The sequence below is a fragment of the Pseudomonas sp. Marseille-P9899 genome (assembly GCF_903166565.1).
In the GTDB taxonomy this organism is placed as follows: domain Bacteria; phylum Pseudomonadota; class Gammaproteobacteria; order Pseudomonadales; family Pseudomonadaceae; genus Aquipseudomonas; species Aquipseudomonas huaxiensis.
In genome coordinates, this window is the sequence record NZ_CAESCG010000013.1 from 17,637 (window position 1) to 30,557 (window position 12,921).

A 12,921-nucleotide genomic window follows, 5' to 3' on the forward strand; every position below is an offset into this window, starting at 1 on the left:
TTCAGTGCTGCTTGGCCTTCCTGATCCGCAGCAGAATCACCCCCAGCATCAACCCCACCACCGGCGCCAGTCCCAGCAGCGCATCCCGCGGCGCAATGTGTGCGCCCAGCGTATCCAGCCCCGCATACAGCAACTTGAACAGGCTCAGCAGGTAATAGGTGATCGCGATGATCGACAAACCTTCTACCGCCCGCTGAATCTTGATCTGCGACTCGGCCCGGGCAGCCAGGCTGCGCAGGATCTCGGCGTTCTGTTCCTCCATGTCCACCTGCACCCGCGCCTGCAACAGGTCGCCAAGGTTGGCCACGCCCTTGGCCAGGTGATCCAGCCGCTGTTCGGTCGCCGCGCAATAGCGCACGGTGGGCTTGAAGCGTCGTTCGATGAACACGCCCAGGCGCTGGTAGTCCTCGACATTGCCTTCACGCAGTTCCGTCAGCCGCTCGAACACCAGTTGCGCGTAGGCTTGGGTCGCGCTGAAGCGGTGGCGGCTTTTCACCGTGCTGGCGACCACCTGCCGCGACAGTTCGACGATGTCTTCCAGCAACACTTTGGCCTGTACGCCGCTGGCCCCGGCATTGCGCTGCGAAAGATGGACCAGCGTCCGGTCGAAACCATCCAGTTGCGGGCTGAGGTCCTTGGCCGTGCTCAACGCCAGGGAGGCCATCATCCGATAGGTTTCGAGCTCCAGCAGGCGGCGCACCATGCGCCCGAGCCGGTAGGCATTGAGCCGGCGATTGACGAACAGCAGCCGGTTGACGCCATCGTCGTCCAGGCGAAAGTCGCTCCACACCACCGCATCGCCGCCGCCCACGCTGGAGCCGCTGGGGTCTTTGAAACCGTAACGGGCGAAGTCCAGGCCCGGTTCCTCGCGCACCACCAGTTGCATGGCGTTGATCAGTTGCTCGCGGTACGGCTCGATGGCGGTTGCCAGGGCAGGGGGCAGGCCGCTCCACTGCGGGTCGGCGCTGGCGCTGGGCTGGACCAGGGTCAGGGTGAAGAACTCGGAGTGGCGTTCCCATTTGAACGGGCAGCCGTCGAATTGCGTGATGCCCTGGACCGCGTCGGTATCGACGGCGTCCAGGCGGCAGCGCTGGAGCAGGGCGTTGCAGGGTTGCTGGCCACCGATGAACGCCAGGTGAAAGACATGGGCCGGCGCGTCGAAATACAGGGAGGGGCGAGCATGCAGCTCGTTGTGCAAGGCGGTGCGTTGGGGGTGCATGGGTCAGCCGTATTGTTGTGATTGTCTGCGGATGTCGCGCCCATTGAGGGCGCGCATCTGGAAGACAGGCCGACTGGCCCGTGGGTCACGCCCGCGGGGGCGGGCGAAATGTCGCAGGGGGCTTGGACCTTGGAGGCAGGTCCTGGAATCAGGCTTTGGAAATCGAGTCGAAGACAGGCAGCTCGGTGGTGCCGTAGGCCAGCGCAAGCAGCCGGCTGTCCAGGCTTTCATCATTGTCGAAGCGTTGCGCCAGGACCTCGAGAACGGCCTGGCCATGCAGGTCGACGAAATCCGCGGCGATCTGGTCCAGATCGCCACCGTTGGCTTGTACGTGCAGGTCGATCAGCGAGCGTTGCGCCGACAGCAACACTACCGGGCCGTAGCCGCCGTCACGGTAAAAGGTGCTGAGGTTCCATTGCGTCTGGGTAATTTCGCTCAGGCTGTTGAGCAGGCTGGCCATGAGCAGTTCCGCCTCGGGAGCGTCCTGGGTGCACCACAGACCCAAACCGACGGAAATATCCGGAATGCCCGCAGTGGTCGGGGTGAGAAATTCGTAGATGGCGTCGTTCACCACGCCGCCCCAGGCAACGAAGCAGGCTTCGGTGCAGGTGATGCCACCTTCGCTCAACACCAGGCCCTGGTATTGGGGCCAGACGAAGTGGTCGTCGGCGCTGGCGCGGGGTGTCTTCAACTGCTGCAGGTCAACGCTTTGCAAGCTGCGGCCCATGCGACCTGAAGCGATACGTCCGAGGATCGACAAGCCTTCCTTGAGTCGTTGATAAGCGGGGTAGGCGATGATATCCGAGAGTGCGATTCGAGTGCCGTTCATGCGGTGTTCTCCGAGAAACGCTATCAGTTGCCGGTTGGGGTTATTCAGCACGCAGGTGCTGTCGGTGATACAGGAGCGCGGGTGCTCGACCGCGCTCCAGTAACGGGGGGCGGGGTATCCGGGCAATGAAGGGCGAGGGTTTTCCGTTGGCGGAAGGTGAACAGCCGATCGAAAAAGCTCATTACCGGTCCCTGGTTGATGAGAGTGATGTCAGATTGGCATGAGTGTAAGCGGGAAGTGAAGACTTCTTTGTGACGTTTGACGCAGGGAACTGAATCGGGCCGGTGGGGCCATAGTTATCAAGGTGTTGCTGCGGTTGATTTTCATTCGAACCCGGCAGCGCTTTTGACTAAGCTCCAAAGCGATTTTTCTCTGTAATAAGGAACGTGCCTCATGAAAAAGTGGATTGCTCTGTCTGTTGCCCTGTGTGCCAGCGCCGCGGTGAATGCCGCCGATTCCCTCAAGGTCGAGCTCAAGGAAGCCAGCGCCCAGGGCGAAGGCAAGAGCGTCGGGTTCGTCACTATCACCCAGAGCCCGTATGGCGCGGTGTTCACGCCGGAGTTGAGTGGCGTGGCGCCGGGCGTGCATGGCTTCCACGTTCATGCCAACCCGAGCTGCGCGCCGGCCGACATTGACGGCAAGCCGGTCCCGGCCGGTGGTGCGGGTGGGCACTGGGACCCGAAAAACACCGGCAAGCACAGCTTCCCGTGGGATGACGCCGGCCACCAGGGCGACCTGCCCGCACTGATCGTCACCGCAGACGGCAAGGCCGCGCAGCCGCTGCTGGCGCCGAAGATCAAGAATCTGGATGAGCTCAAAGGCCATGCGCTGATGATTCATGCCGGTGGCGATAACCACTCGGATCATCCGGCGCCGCTGGGTGGCGGCGCGGCGCGGTTTGCTTGTGGCGTGATCAAGTAACGGTTGTTGGAATAAAGAATCCCGGTCTTTTGGCCGGGATTTTTTGTGGCTGGCTTATCGCGACGGTTCGGCGCGATAAGCCCTGAGTCAAGCCACCGCCAACCTCCTTCCCGGCACCGCCTCCAGCAACTCCCGCGTATACCGGTCCTGCGGCCTTTCCAGCACCTCCTGCGCCGACCCCTGTTCCACCACCTGCCCCTGGCGTAACACCACCACTTCATGGGCCAGGCTGGCGACTACCGCCAGGTCATGGGACACCAGCACATACGCCACACCCAGTTCTGCCTGCAGTTCCCGCAGCAGGTCGAGGATCTGCGCCTGCACCGAGACGTCCAGCGCCGACACCGGTTCATCCAGCAGCAACAGATCCGGCTTGAGCGCCAGGGCGCGGGCGATGGCGACGCGCTGACGCTGGCCGCCCGACAGCTCGCGCGGCAGACGATCGAGGTAGCTGGCGGGCAATTGCACCTGGTCCATCAGTTGCCGCGCCGCCTGTTCCAGTTCACGGCCCTTGAGCAGGCCGAACGACACCAGCGGCTCGACCACGCTCTGGTAAATGCTGAACCGCGGGTCCAGGGCGGCAAAGGGGTTCTGCTGCACCAGTTGCATGCGCTGGCGCAGCGGCCTGAACTGTTTCCAGCTCAGGCCGCCGATGTCTTGACCGTCAAAGCGCACGCGGCCACGGCTGGGGTGATCCAGCCCGAGGGCGATGCGCAGGCTGGTGCTTTTGCCCGAGCCGGATTCGCCGACGATGGCCAGGGTCTGCCGTGGATAGACATTCAGGCTCAGCCCCTGCAAGGCCTGGAAACTCTGCTGCGCGCCGGCATGCCGGGGCAGGCGAAAGTCTTTGCCGACGTCCTCGAAACTGAGCAGCGGCTGCGCCCCGCGGATGTCCACCGGCACGGGGCGATGGGTTTTGCCGAAGGCCGGCGCGGCGGCCAGCAGGTCGCGGGTGTAGGCGTGGCTGGGGGCGGACAGCACCTCCCGCGCCGCGCCGGTTTCCACCACTTCACCGTTCCTCATCACCAGCACCCGGTCGGCGCGGTCGGCGGCCACGCCGAGGTCGTGAGTGATGATCACCAGGGCGATACCCCGCGCTTTCACCAGTTGCTCCAGGTGGTCGAGGATGCGTTTTTGCACTGTGACGTCGAGGGCGCTGGTGGGTTCGTCGGCGATGATCAGCTTCGGCTCGCCGGCCAGGGCGATGGCGATCAGCACGCGCTGGCGCATGCCGCCGGAAAGTTCATGGGGATACTGCACGGCACGCAGGGCAGGGTTGTCGATGCCCACCTGTTCCAGCAATTCCAGGACATCGGCGTCCAGCCCCGGATAACGCCGGCCATGGCGCAGGATCAGGCTTTCGCCGATCTGCTTGCCGATGCTCAAGGTCGGGTTGAGGCTGACCATCGGGTCCTGTGGCACCAGGCCGACCACCCGGCCGCGCAACTGTTGCTTGACCTTGTCGCTGGCGTGGCTGATGTCCTGGCCGCTGACCACCAGGTTGCCGTCGTCGATCCGCGCGGTCAGCGGCAACAAGCCGAGCAGGGCGCTGGCGATGGTGGTCTTGCCCGAGCCGGATTCGCCGACGATGGCCAGGGTTTCGCCCGGCTCCAGGTGAAAACTCACCCCGCGCACCGCTTCGGTGACGCGCCCGGCGCTGTGGTAGCTGACCCGCAGGTCCTTGACGTCGATCAGGCGGCTCATCGTTTGACCTCCTCGAAGGTGCGGGCGATATGGTTGAGGCTGAACACCACCAGCACCAGGAACAGCCCCGGCAGCAGCGACACCCACGGCGCAGTGATCAGGAAGTGGCGACCGTTGGCGATCAATGTGCCCCATTCCGCCGCAGGCGGTGCGGCGCCGAAGCCGAGGAAGCTGAGGCCTGCGGTGGCGAGGATCGCCGCGCCGACATCGAGGGTGGCGAGCACCGCCACCGGCCCCCAGGCGTTGGGCAGCACATGGCGCAGCAGGGTGCGGCCCCAGCTCGCGCCGCCCAGCCGCGCCGCTTCGACATAAGGCAAGGTCTTGATCCGCAGCACCTCGGCGCGGGTGGTGCGGGCGAAGCCGGGAATGATCCCGACGCCCACGGCGATCGCCACCGGCACCGTGCCGAAGCCGATCGCGGTGACGATTGCCAGGGCCAGTAGCAGGCCGGGCAGGGCCAGCAGCACATCGACCACCCGCATGATCACCGCGTCCAGGCGCCCGCCGATAAAGCCCGAGACGATCCCCAGGCCGAGCCCGACCACCAGCGCCAGGCCCACCGCTAGCAAGGCCGCCAGCACCGAAAGCCGTGAGCCGTAGAGCACCCGCGTGTAGAGGTCGCGGCCCAGTTCATCGGTGCCGAACCAGTGCGTGGCGCTGGGCGCCAGCAGTTTCGCCGCGGGTTGGGTGGCGTAGGGATCGACGCTGGTGAACAGGCCGGGCAGCACGGCCGCCAGCAGGGTGAACAGCACCAGCGCCAGGGCCAGCACGAAGCCGGGCCTGCGCAGCAGCGGCCCGGCCTGGTCCAGCAGCCGTTGCAGGCGATGGCGCGGGCGCCAGTGAGGGCTTGGCACGGCAGTCGAGAAGCGACGTTGCAGGACGGTCATCTCAGGTCACCTTGGGCGCATGGGTGATGCGCGGGTCGAGGATCGGATAGAGCAGGTCCACCAGCAGGTTGACCAGCACGAAAGCGGCGGCGGACACCGTGACCACGCCCAGCACCAGCGGAATGTCCTGGCGTAGCACGGCTTCCTGGACCAGCCGGCCGACGCCGTTGCGGGCGAAGATGGTTTCCACCAGCACCGCGCCGGACACCGTGTTGCCGACCTGCAAACCAATCAGCGTCAGCAGCGGCAGGGCGGCATTGCGAAAACCGTGGCGGGCCTGGACCTGACTGCGGCTCAGGCCCTTGGCGAAAGCGGTGGTGATGTAAGGCTCGCGCCAGATGTCCTGGAAGCCGCGTTGCAGCACCTGGGCGTAGACCGCAGCGCTGGGGATCGCCAGGGTCACGGCCGGCAGCACCAGGCTTTCGAAGCCGAGGCTGCCGGTGGCCGGGAACCAGCCCAGGCCAAAGGCGAAGACCTGGATCAGCAGCAGCCCCATCCAGAACACCGGCACCGAAAAACCCAGCGCCGGCAGGCGGGCGAGGGCGATCTTCAGCGGCTGCCAGCGCACATAGGCGGCGAGGTAGGCCAGGCCGATCCCGCCGACCAGCGACAGCAGGATCGCCAGTCCGGCCAGGGCCAGGGTTTGCGGCAGGCGCTCGGCGAGGATTTCGGTGACCGGGCGACTGAGGGTCAGCGACTGGCCGAGATCGCCTTGCAATACGCCCAGCAGCAGGCTGACGTAGCGCTCCAGCAGGCCCTGGTCGAGGCCGTAGTAGGCGCGGGCCTTGGCCAGTTGCTCGGGCGACAGCGCATCGATTTCCATGCCCGAGGCGCTGAGCATGATGCTCAGCGGATCGCCCGGCAGCAGGTAGAGAATGAAATAGGTGATGGTGTAGGCGCCCCAGAGCACCAGCGCGGCCTGGGCGATACGGCCGAGCAGGTAGCGGCTCATGGCTTGACCTCGATGTCATTGAGGAAGGCGAAACCTTCGGCGCTCCAGCGGAAGTTCTGCACGCGTTTGGAGGTCGCCGCCTGCCAGACCCGCTCGTACACCGGAATGGCCGAGCCCTGGTCGATCAGCAGGTCTTGCAACTGGCCGTAGGCATCGGCGCGCTGTTGCGGCGAGGTGGCGGTCAGGCCGGCGTCGAACAGCCCTTGGGCCAGCGGTAATACGCTGGGTTCGTAGGTGTTGGTGGCCAGGGTCGAGCTGTTGGCCGAGCGCGGGTCGAGAATGGTCTGCAGCACGATCGGGTCGGCGCGGGTCATGTAGGTGTAGGTCAGGTCGTAGGTGCCGGCGGCGTTGCCGGCGGCCCATTCGGCGATGGTCTGGACCTTGAGCTTGACCTCGATACCGACTTTGCGCAGTTGGTCCTGGATCAGCACGTCCCCGGCGGTTTCCTTGCCAGCCAGGCTGTAGACCAGGGTCAGGCGCTTGCCGTCCTTGTAGCGGTAGCTGTCCGGGCCGAGGGTCCAGCCAGCACCGTCCAGCAGTTTCGCCGCGCCTTGCGGGTCGTAGCTCAGTTTCTCGCCCTGGCTGCGGAAAAACGGCGTGGTCACGTCGTACACGCTTTCCACCACGGGGAAGGCGGCGTTGTAGACGGTGCTGGCGTAGCTCTTGCGGTCGATGGCTTTTTGCAGGGCCAGGCGCACGCTGTGGTCGGCGAGGATGCGGTTGTCGCGCGTGTTGGGGTAGAGGTTCCAGGCCGGCCCCGGCAGCGAGCGGCTCTGGATGGTGGCGTTGTTGCGTTGCAGCAGTTGCAGGTCGACTTCGGAGAACGGCACGCGCGGCCAGACGATATCGACCTTGCCTTGCAGGAACAGACCGTTGCGCACGCTTTCTTCCGGCACATAGCTGACTTCGATGGCGGACAGGTGCGCGTCGCCCTTGTTCTGCACGTTGGCCGAAGCCCAGGCGTAGCCCTCGCGGCGGACCAGTTTCAGGCCGGTTTCCGGAGTGTAGTGGTCGAGCTTGAACGGGCCGCTGCCGATCACCGCACCGAGGGATCGTTCCTTGACGCTCTTGCGGTAGGACTCGGGCGCGAGGATCGACAGGTTGGTGGTGGAGGTGGCCTGGAGAAAGCCCGCGTTGGGCTTGCTCAGCACCAGCTTGATGGTTTGCGGGTCGATGATCTCGGCGTGGTCGTAGCCGGCCAGGTAGGTGGCGCCGAAGGTGCTCGGCAGCTCGGCGGCGAACGCCTTGTTGCTGTCGAAGGCGGTCTTCACCGCCTGGGCGTCGAAGACCTCGCCGTTGCTGAAGGTCACGCCCTGGCGCAGGTAGAAGGTGTACTCGCGGGCGTCCGGACTGACTTCCCAACGCTCGGCGAGCCACGGAATGATGTTGCCGGTCTGCGGGTCCTGGTCGGTCAGCGACTCGACCACGTTGCGCAGCACCACGCGGTGCTCGATCCAATAGACCTGGAACGGATCGATGCTGACCAACTGCGTGTTGTCGTTGAAGAACGCGATCTTCAGGGTGCTGGCCGCCTGGGCGTCCGGTTGCGACGGCGAGCAGCCCGGCAGGGTCAGGCCCAGGGCAAGCAGGATGGCCGCGCTGGCCAGGGTTCGTTGCAGTCTCATGGGCGGTTCCTCGTTGAGGACCGCGCCGCATCCCGGCGGCGCGGCCGGGCTGATCAGAAGTCGTAGGCGATTTTGCTGTACCAGTAACCGCCACCCGGATGGAACGGCGGGTTGCCATACGGCGCCAGGCCCAGCGGGCTGTACACCGCGTGCTTGTCGGGGCGCACGTCGAACAGGTTGGTGGCGCCGACGCTGAGGGTCAGTTGATCGAAGAAGGTGTAGGCGACGTCCAGGTCGGTGATCCATTTGGCGCCGAAGCTGCGGTCGCCGCTGGGGTTGACCGCCAGGGTCTTCACGCTGCCGAAGCGGGTGGTCTGCAGGTTCACCGCAAAGTCGCTGACCTTCCAGTTGGCGCCGAGGATCCACTTGGTTTCCGGGCTGGCCACGGTCAGGTCGCCTTCGCGGTCACGGCCCACCAGGGTCACGCCGGAACCGGCGAGGGAGGCGGGGGTGTCACGCACGTCCTCGATGCTGGTCTTGTTCCAGTTGAACGCCAGGCTCCAGCGCACATCGCCCCAGGCACCGAAGTCGGTGCTGTGGTCGGCGACGATATCCAGGCCCTTGGTACGGGTGTCGTAGGCGTTGGTGTAGTAGTTGACCCAGGTGCCGCGGGTCACGCCCTGGCTTTGCAGGATGCTGTTGATGACGCCGTTGCCCTGGTCATAGATGTTGCTGGTCAGGGTGATGCGGTCGTCGATATCGATCAGGTAGGCGTCGGCGGTAATGCTGGTGCGCGGTGCCGGTTGCCAGGTCACGCCGAAGCCGAGGTTGCGCGATTTCTCCGGCTTCAGCGCATCGCCGCCAAGGGCTGCGGCCAGGCCGCTGTCGGACGGGGTCAGGCGGGTGACGGCCGGGACCACGTTGCCGTTGACGTCGGTGGCAACGCGGTTGTCGGCGACGGTGTAGCCGATCTGGGTCAGCGACGGCGCGCGGAAGCCGGTGCCGACGGTGCCGCGCACGGCGACGCTGTCGGTCAGTTCATAACGCGAGTTGAGCTTGAGGCCGAAGGTGTTGCCCGAGTCGTCATCGTAGTGCTCGACGCGCCCGGCCAGGTCGAGGAACCAGCGGTCGGTGAGGTCGAAGCCGAGGTCCAGGTAGGCCGCGTAGTTGTTGCGGATCAGGCTGACTTCGTCTTCCGGGCGCAGGGTCACCGCCGCCTGGGCGCCGGAGGCCGCCGGGTAGTTGCCGGTGATGTACGCCTCGCGTTCGCCGGCGAAGGTGCTGAAGCGTTCCCAGCGGTGTTCGAGGCCGGCCGACACCTGCACCGGCGAGGTCAGGCCGAACAGGCTGTCGTAGCGGCGGGTCAGGTCGAAGTTGTTGACCCACTGCTCGAAGCGGAAGGTCGCCAGGTTGTCGAAGCTGGTGGGCGTGGCGGTGCCCAGCGACGGGTTGATGTTGAAGTCGCTGGAGTGGTGGATGTTGTTGCGCCCGTAGGTGGTGCTCAGGTCCCAGTGCCAGTCGGCACGCTCGCCCTTGCCGCCGAACAGGAACTGGTAGTCGCGGTCCTTGATGTTGTTCAGCGGGTAGTAGCCGTCCGGGAACAGCTCCGGGATGGCGGCGGTGCCGGTGGGCAGGCGGAAATAGTTGTAGGCCTCGGCGTCGCGTTCGCCGTAGGTGGCGTAGGAGTAGAGGGTCAGCGCGTCCAGCGGCAGTTCGGCGTTGTAGGCAACGTTGAACGCCTTGATCTCGGGGTCGCCGTTCTTGATCGCGACGCGGTCCCAGGCGGCTTCCTTCACCGGGTCGCGGAAGGCCCGCACGCTGCTGTCGGCCTTGCCGTTCCAGGCGGCATCGCCGCGTTTGCGGGCGTCGGCGGACAGGTGCACAAAGCCGCTTTCGCCGAGCTTGAAGCCCTGGTCGCCGGCCACCTTGATGGTTTCGCCCTGGCCGGAATAGAGCTGGCCGTAGCTGGTCTCCACATGCCCGCCGGAGGCGCTGGACTTGAGGATGATATTGATCACCCCGGCCACGGCATCGGAGCCGTACTGGGCGGCGGCGCTGTCCTTGAGGATTTCGATATGGTCCACGGCGCTGACCGGGATCAGGTCGATGTCCACCGCGTTGGCGCCGCTGTTGTCGATATTGCCGCGCTGGCCGACGGCGCCGTTGTGGCGGCGCTTGCCGTTGACCAGCACCAGGGTGTAGGCCGGGCCCAGGCTGCGGTTGCTCAGCGGCCGGGTGACCGAGTTGTAGCCGGCGATATTGGTGCCGAAGTTGAACGACGGCAGCAGCCGCGAAATGGCTTCGGACAGCTCGGCGCGGCCGGTCTTGAGCAGTTGCTCGCTGTTGATCACATCGATCGGCGCCGGGCTGTCGGCGACGGTACGTTCCTGGCCACGGACACCGGTGGAAATCACCGTCACGGTGTCGAGGCGGGCGTCTTTGTCCGCGGCCTGGGTTGCGGGCGCAAAACCGGCGAACAGCAGGGCGGTAGTGAGGGTACTGAGGTGCGGGTATCGGGATATGTGCATGCGGGCATAGTCCGTTACTGCGTGGCACTGGCCCGGGGTCTGGGTGCAGGTGGATCGCCTGGCGTTGGTCGTTTTTGAAGGAGGGACGAGGTCGTCTGGGATTGATCTTATTTTTATAAGAACGCCAGCGGAAATTCTTTTTTGGAATATGAATATTATTCTTTTTAGGAATTATTATTTATTTTTAATATGCAAATTATTGATGTGGTCTGGCAGTGGTCATCAGCGCTTTATGGGGTGTCACAAAACGACTGTGGGAGCTGCGGTTCGGCGCCCCGACGTGCCAGCTCCCACAGTTTCATACAGCAGAGGGTTTCAGCCTTGCTCAGAGGTCATACCGCACACTCAAGGTCACCGTCCGCGGATCGTTAACCGAGTAATACGCGGTACTGCTCGCCGCCGAATACGCGATGCTCTGCGGGTACGCGCGGTTGAGCAGGTTTTTCACCCCGAGGGTGGTGGTCCAGTGCCCGTCGCCGCTGCTGTAGCTGGTGTTGGCGTTCCAGAAGCTCTGCTGCGGCACTTCATAGATCTCGCCATTGACCGCGTTGGCGAACGACTTGGTCTGGAACTGCCAGTCGGTGCCGGCCACCAGCGCGCCCGGCAGGTCCACCGGAACGGTCCAGTTCAGTCCCAGCGCCAGGTTCCAGCGCGGTGCGAAGACCATCCAGTTGCCGTCGGCATCGACACCCGGCCCGGCGGCGTTCTTGAAGTCGTCGTACTGGGCCTTGAGGAAGCCGAGGTTGACCGTAGCGGTCAGGTCGCGGCTGAGCAGGGCGGTGTTTTCCAGCTCCACGCCATAGCTGTGGGCGCTGCCGACGTTGGTCCGCAGGTTGGCGCTGATGGCCGGGTCCCAGGCGTTGGTCTGCAGGTCTTTGTAGTCGTTGTAGAACACCGCGATGTTGCTGCGCAGACGCCCGTCGAGGTAGTCGCCCTTGAGCCCGGTTTCGTAGGTGATGACGTTTTCCGGGTCGAAGCCCTGCAACGCGGCGAGGCGGGTCGGCGCGCGGTTGTCGAAGCCGCCGGCCTTGAAGCCCTTGGCGACGTAACCGTACTGGATCAGGTTGTCGGTCCAGGCGTATTCCAGGCCGAGTTTCGGGCTGAACGAGGCCCAGCTCTCGCTGGTTTCAGCCTCGAAGTTAAGGCCCGTGATGTCTCGCGCCGTGGTGATGCGGTAGTTCTTGTACTCGAAGTTCTTGTGCTCGGCGGTGTAGCGCAGGCCGCCGGTGACGGACAGGCGCGAGGTCAGTTTGTAGGTGCCCTGGCCGTACAGCGCGTAGCTTTCGGTGTCGGTGGTGCTGTACTGGCCGCTGGCGTTGACCCGGTCGGCGGCGACCGAATAGGTCAGGCTGTCGCGTTCGGCGCGGAAGCGTTCCTTGTACAGGAAGGCGCCGAGGGTGAAGTTGAAGCGCTCGTACTCGCCGTTGAGCTGGAACTCCTGGGTGGCGTAGCGCTGTTTGTAGTGGATCAGGTTGTTCTGCACCGGCGCGGCGTTGCCGCTGTTGGCCTCGCCGGAGTTGTCGTAGTCCACCGGCTGGTCGAAGGTCGACCAGGCCGTGACCGACTTGGCGCTCAACTGGTCATCGATGTGGTAGATCGAGCGCAGCACCGCGCTGCCCTGGTCGAGGCGGTTTTTCGGGTCGAGGCTGCTGTAGGTCTTGAACTTGTCGAAGTGGCCGTTGGCTGGGTCGAACGGGGTGTAGCTGGTGGTGTCGCCGCGGTCGAAGGTGCCGGCCAGGGTCAGTTGCGTGTCCCACGGCGAATCCACCGGAGCCAGGCGCAGCTTGCCGCGGTAGGACTGGATATCGACGTTGTTCACGTCCTTGTCCCGGGTGCGGTTGCGCACGGTGCCGTCGCGGCTCAGGCGCACGGCGGAGAAGCTGCCGAACAGGGTGTCGTCCACCAACGGGCCGCTGACCAGCAGGCGGCCGTTGCGCGCATCGTAATTGCCCGCGCCCAGCTCGACGAAGGCGCGGGTTTTCTGGTCCGGGTCGCGGGTGATCACGCGGATCGCCCCGGCCGCGCTGTTGCGCCCGTAGAGGGTGCCTTGCGGGCCGCGCAGGACTTCGACGCGCTCGACGTCGTTGAAGTCGAGCATCGAGGAAATCGCCCGCGGGATGTACAGGTCGTCGGCGTACACCGCCACCGCGGCTTCCTGGATCGGGTCGGTCTCGCCGATGCCACGGATGCCGTAGGTCTGCGCGCTGTAGGAGATCGACTGGCGGTTGAGGGTCAGGTTCGGCACCCGCCCGGAGAGGTCGCGGATGTTATTGATCTGTGGGGCGCGCCGGGGGTTCTCGTGGGGGGGACTGTCCT

The 12,921-nt window shown here is 65.1% G+C and carries 9 protein-coding genes; 1 reads left to right on the plus strand and 8 read right to left on the minus strand.

Going from position 1 to position 12,921, the window contains the following annotated elements; genetic code table 11:
• Position 1 precedes the first annotated feature (1 nt).
• Both HWV67_RS31255 and HWV67_RS31260 read right to left on the minus strand, forming a co-directional pair.
• Positions 2 to 1,219 carry a DUF3422 domain-containing protein gene (locus HWV67_RS31255; RefSeq protein WP_175654024.1) on the minus strand — a complete coding sequence of 406 codons (1,218 nt, stop codon included), beginning with the start codon at positions 1,217 to 1,219 and terminating at the stop codon, positions 2 to 4.
• A gap of 148 nt (positions 1,220 to 1,367) precedes the next feature.
• Entirely contained in the window at positions 1,368 to 2,048 is a 681-nt protein-coding gene (locus tag HWV67_RS31260; protein WP_175654025.1) for a hypothetical protein, read from the minus strand.
• Between the two features lie 393 nt (positions 2,049 to 2,441).
• On the opposite strand from HWV67_RS31260, the gene sodC reads away from it, so the two are divergent.
• Entirely contained in the window at positions 2,442 to 2,969 is a 528-nt protein-coding gene (sodC, locus tag HWV67_RS31265; RefSeq protein ID WP_175654026.1) for a superoxide dismutase family protein, read from the plus strand.
• An 87-nt stretch (positions 2,970 to 3,056) separates the two neighbouring features.
• Here the strand turns inward: sodC and HWV67_RS31270 are convergent, their stop codons facing one another.
• The 6 genes from HWV67_RS31270 to HWV67_RS31295 all read right to left on the minus strand — a co-directional run.
• Entirely contained in the window at positions 3,057 to 4,673 is a 1,617-nt protein-coding gene (locus tag HWV67_RS31270) for a dipeptide ABC transporter ATP-binding protein (protein WP_175654027.1), read from the minus strand.
• Positions 4,670 to 5,560, minus strand: a complete 891-nt coding sequence (locus HWV67_RS31275; RefSeq protein WP_175654028.1) for an ABC transporter permease — start codon at positions 5,558 to 5,560, stop codon at positions 4,670 to 4,672. Before HWV67_RS31275 ends, HWV67_RS31270 begins: the two co-directional genes overlap by 4 nt.
• Position 5,561: 1 nt before the next feature.
• Positions 5,562 to 6,512 (minus strand): ABC transporter permease, encoded by a 951-nt coding sequence (locus tag HWV67_RS31280; protein ID WP_175654029.1) that lies wholly within the window; start codon positions 6,510 to 6,512, stop codon positions 5,562 to 5,564.
• A complete protein-coding gene (locus tag HWV67_RS31285) occupies positions 6,509 to 8,137 on the minus strand; it encodes an ABC transporter substrate-binding protein (protein ID WP_175654030.1) in 1,629 nt (542 codons plus the stop codon). The genes HWV67_RS31280 and HWV67_RS31285 overlap by 4 nt, the downstream gene beginning before the upstream one ends.
• A gap of 53 nt (positions 8,138 to 8,190) precedes the next feature.
• Positions 8,191 to 10,605, minus strand: coding sequence for a TonB-dependent receptor plug domain-containing protein (locus tag HWV67_RS31290; protein WP_175654031.1), 2,415 nt, complete (start codon positions 10,603 to 10,605; stop codon positions 8,191 to 8,193).
• A gap of 325 nt (positions 10,606 to 10,930) precedes the next feature.
• Positions 10,931 to 12,921 (minus strand): TonB-dependent receptor (locus tag HWV67_RS31295; RefSeq protein ID WP_175654032.1); only part of this gene is annotated, 1,991 nt, incomplete at its 5' end.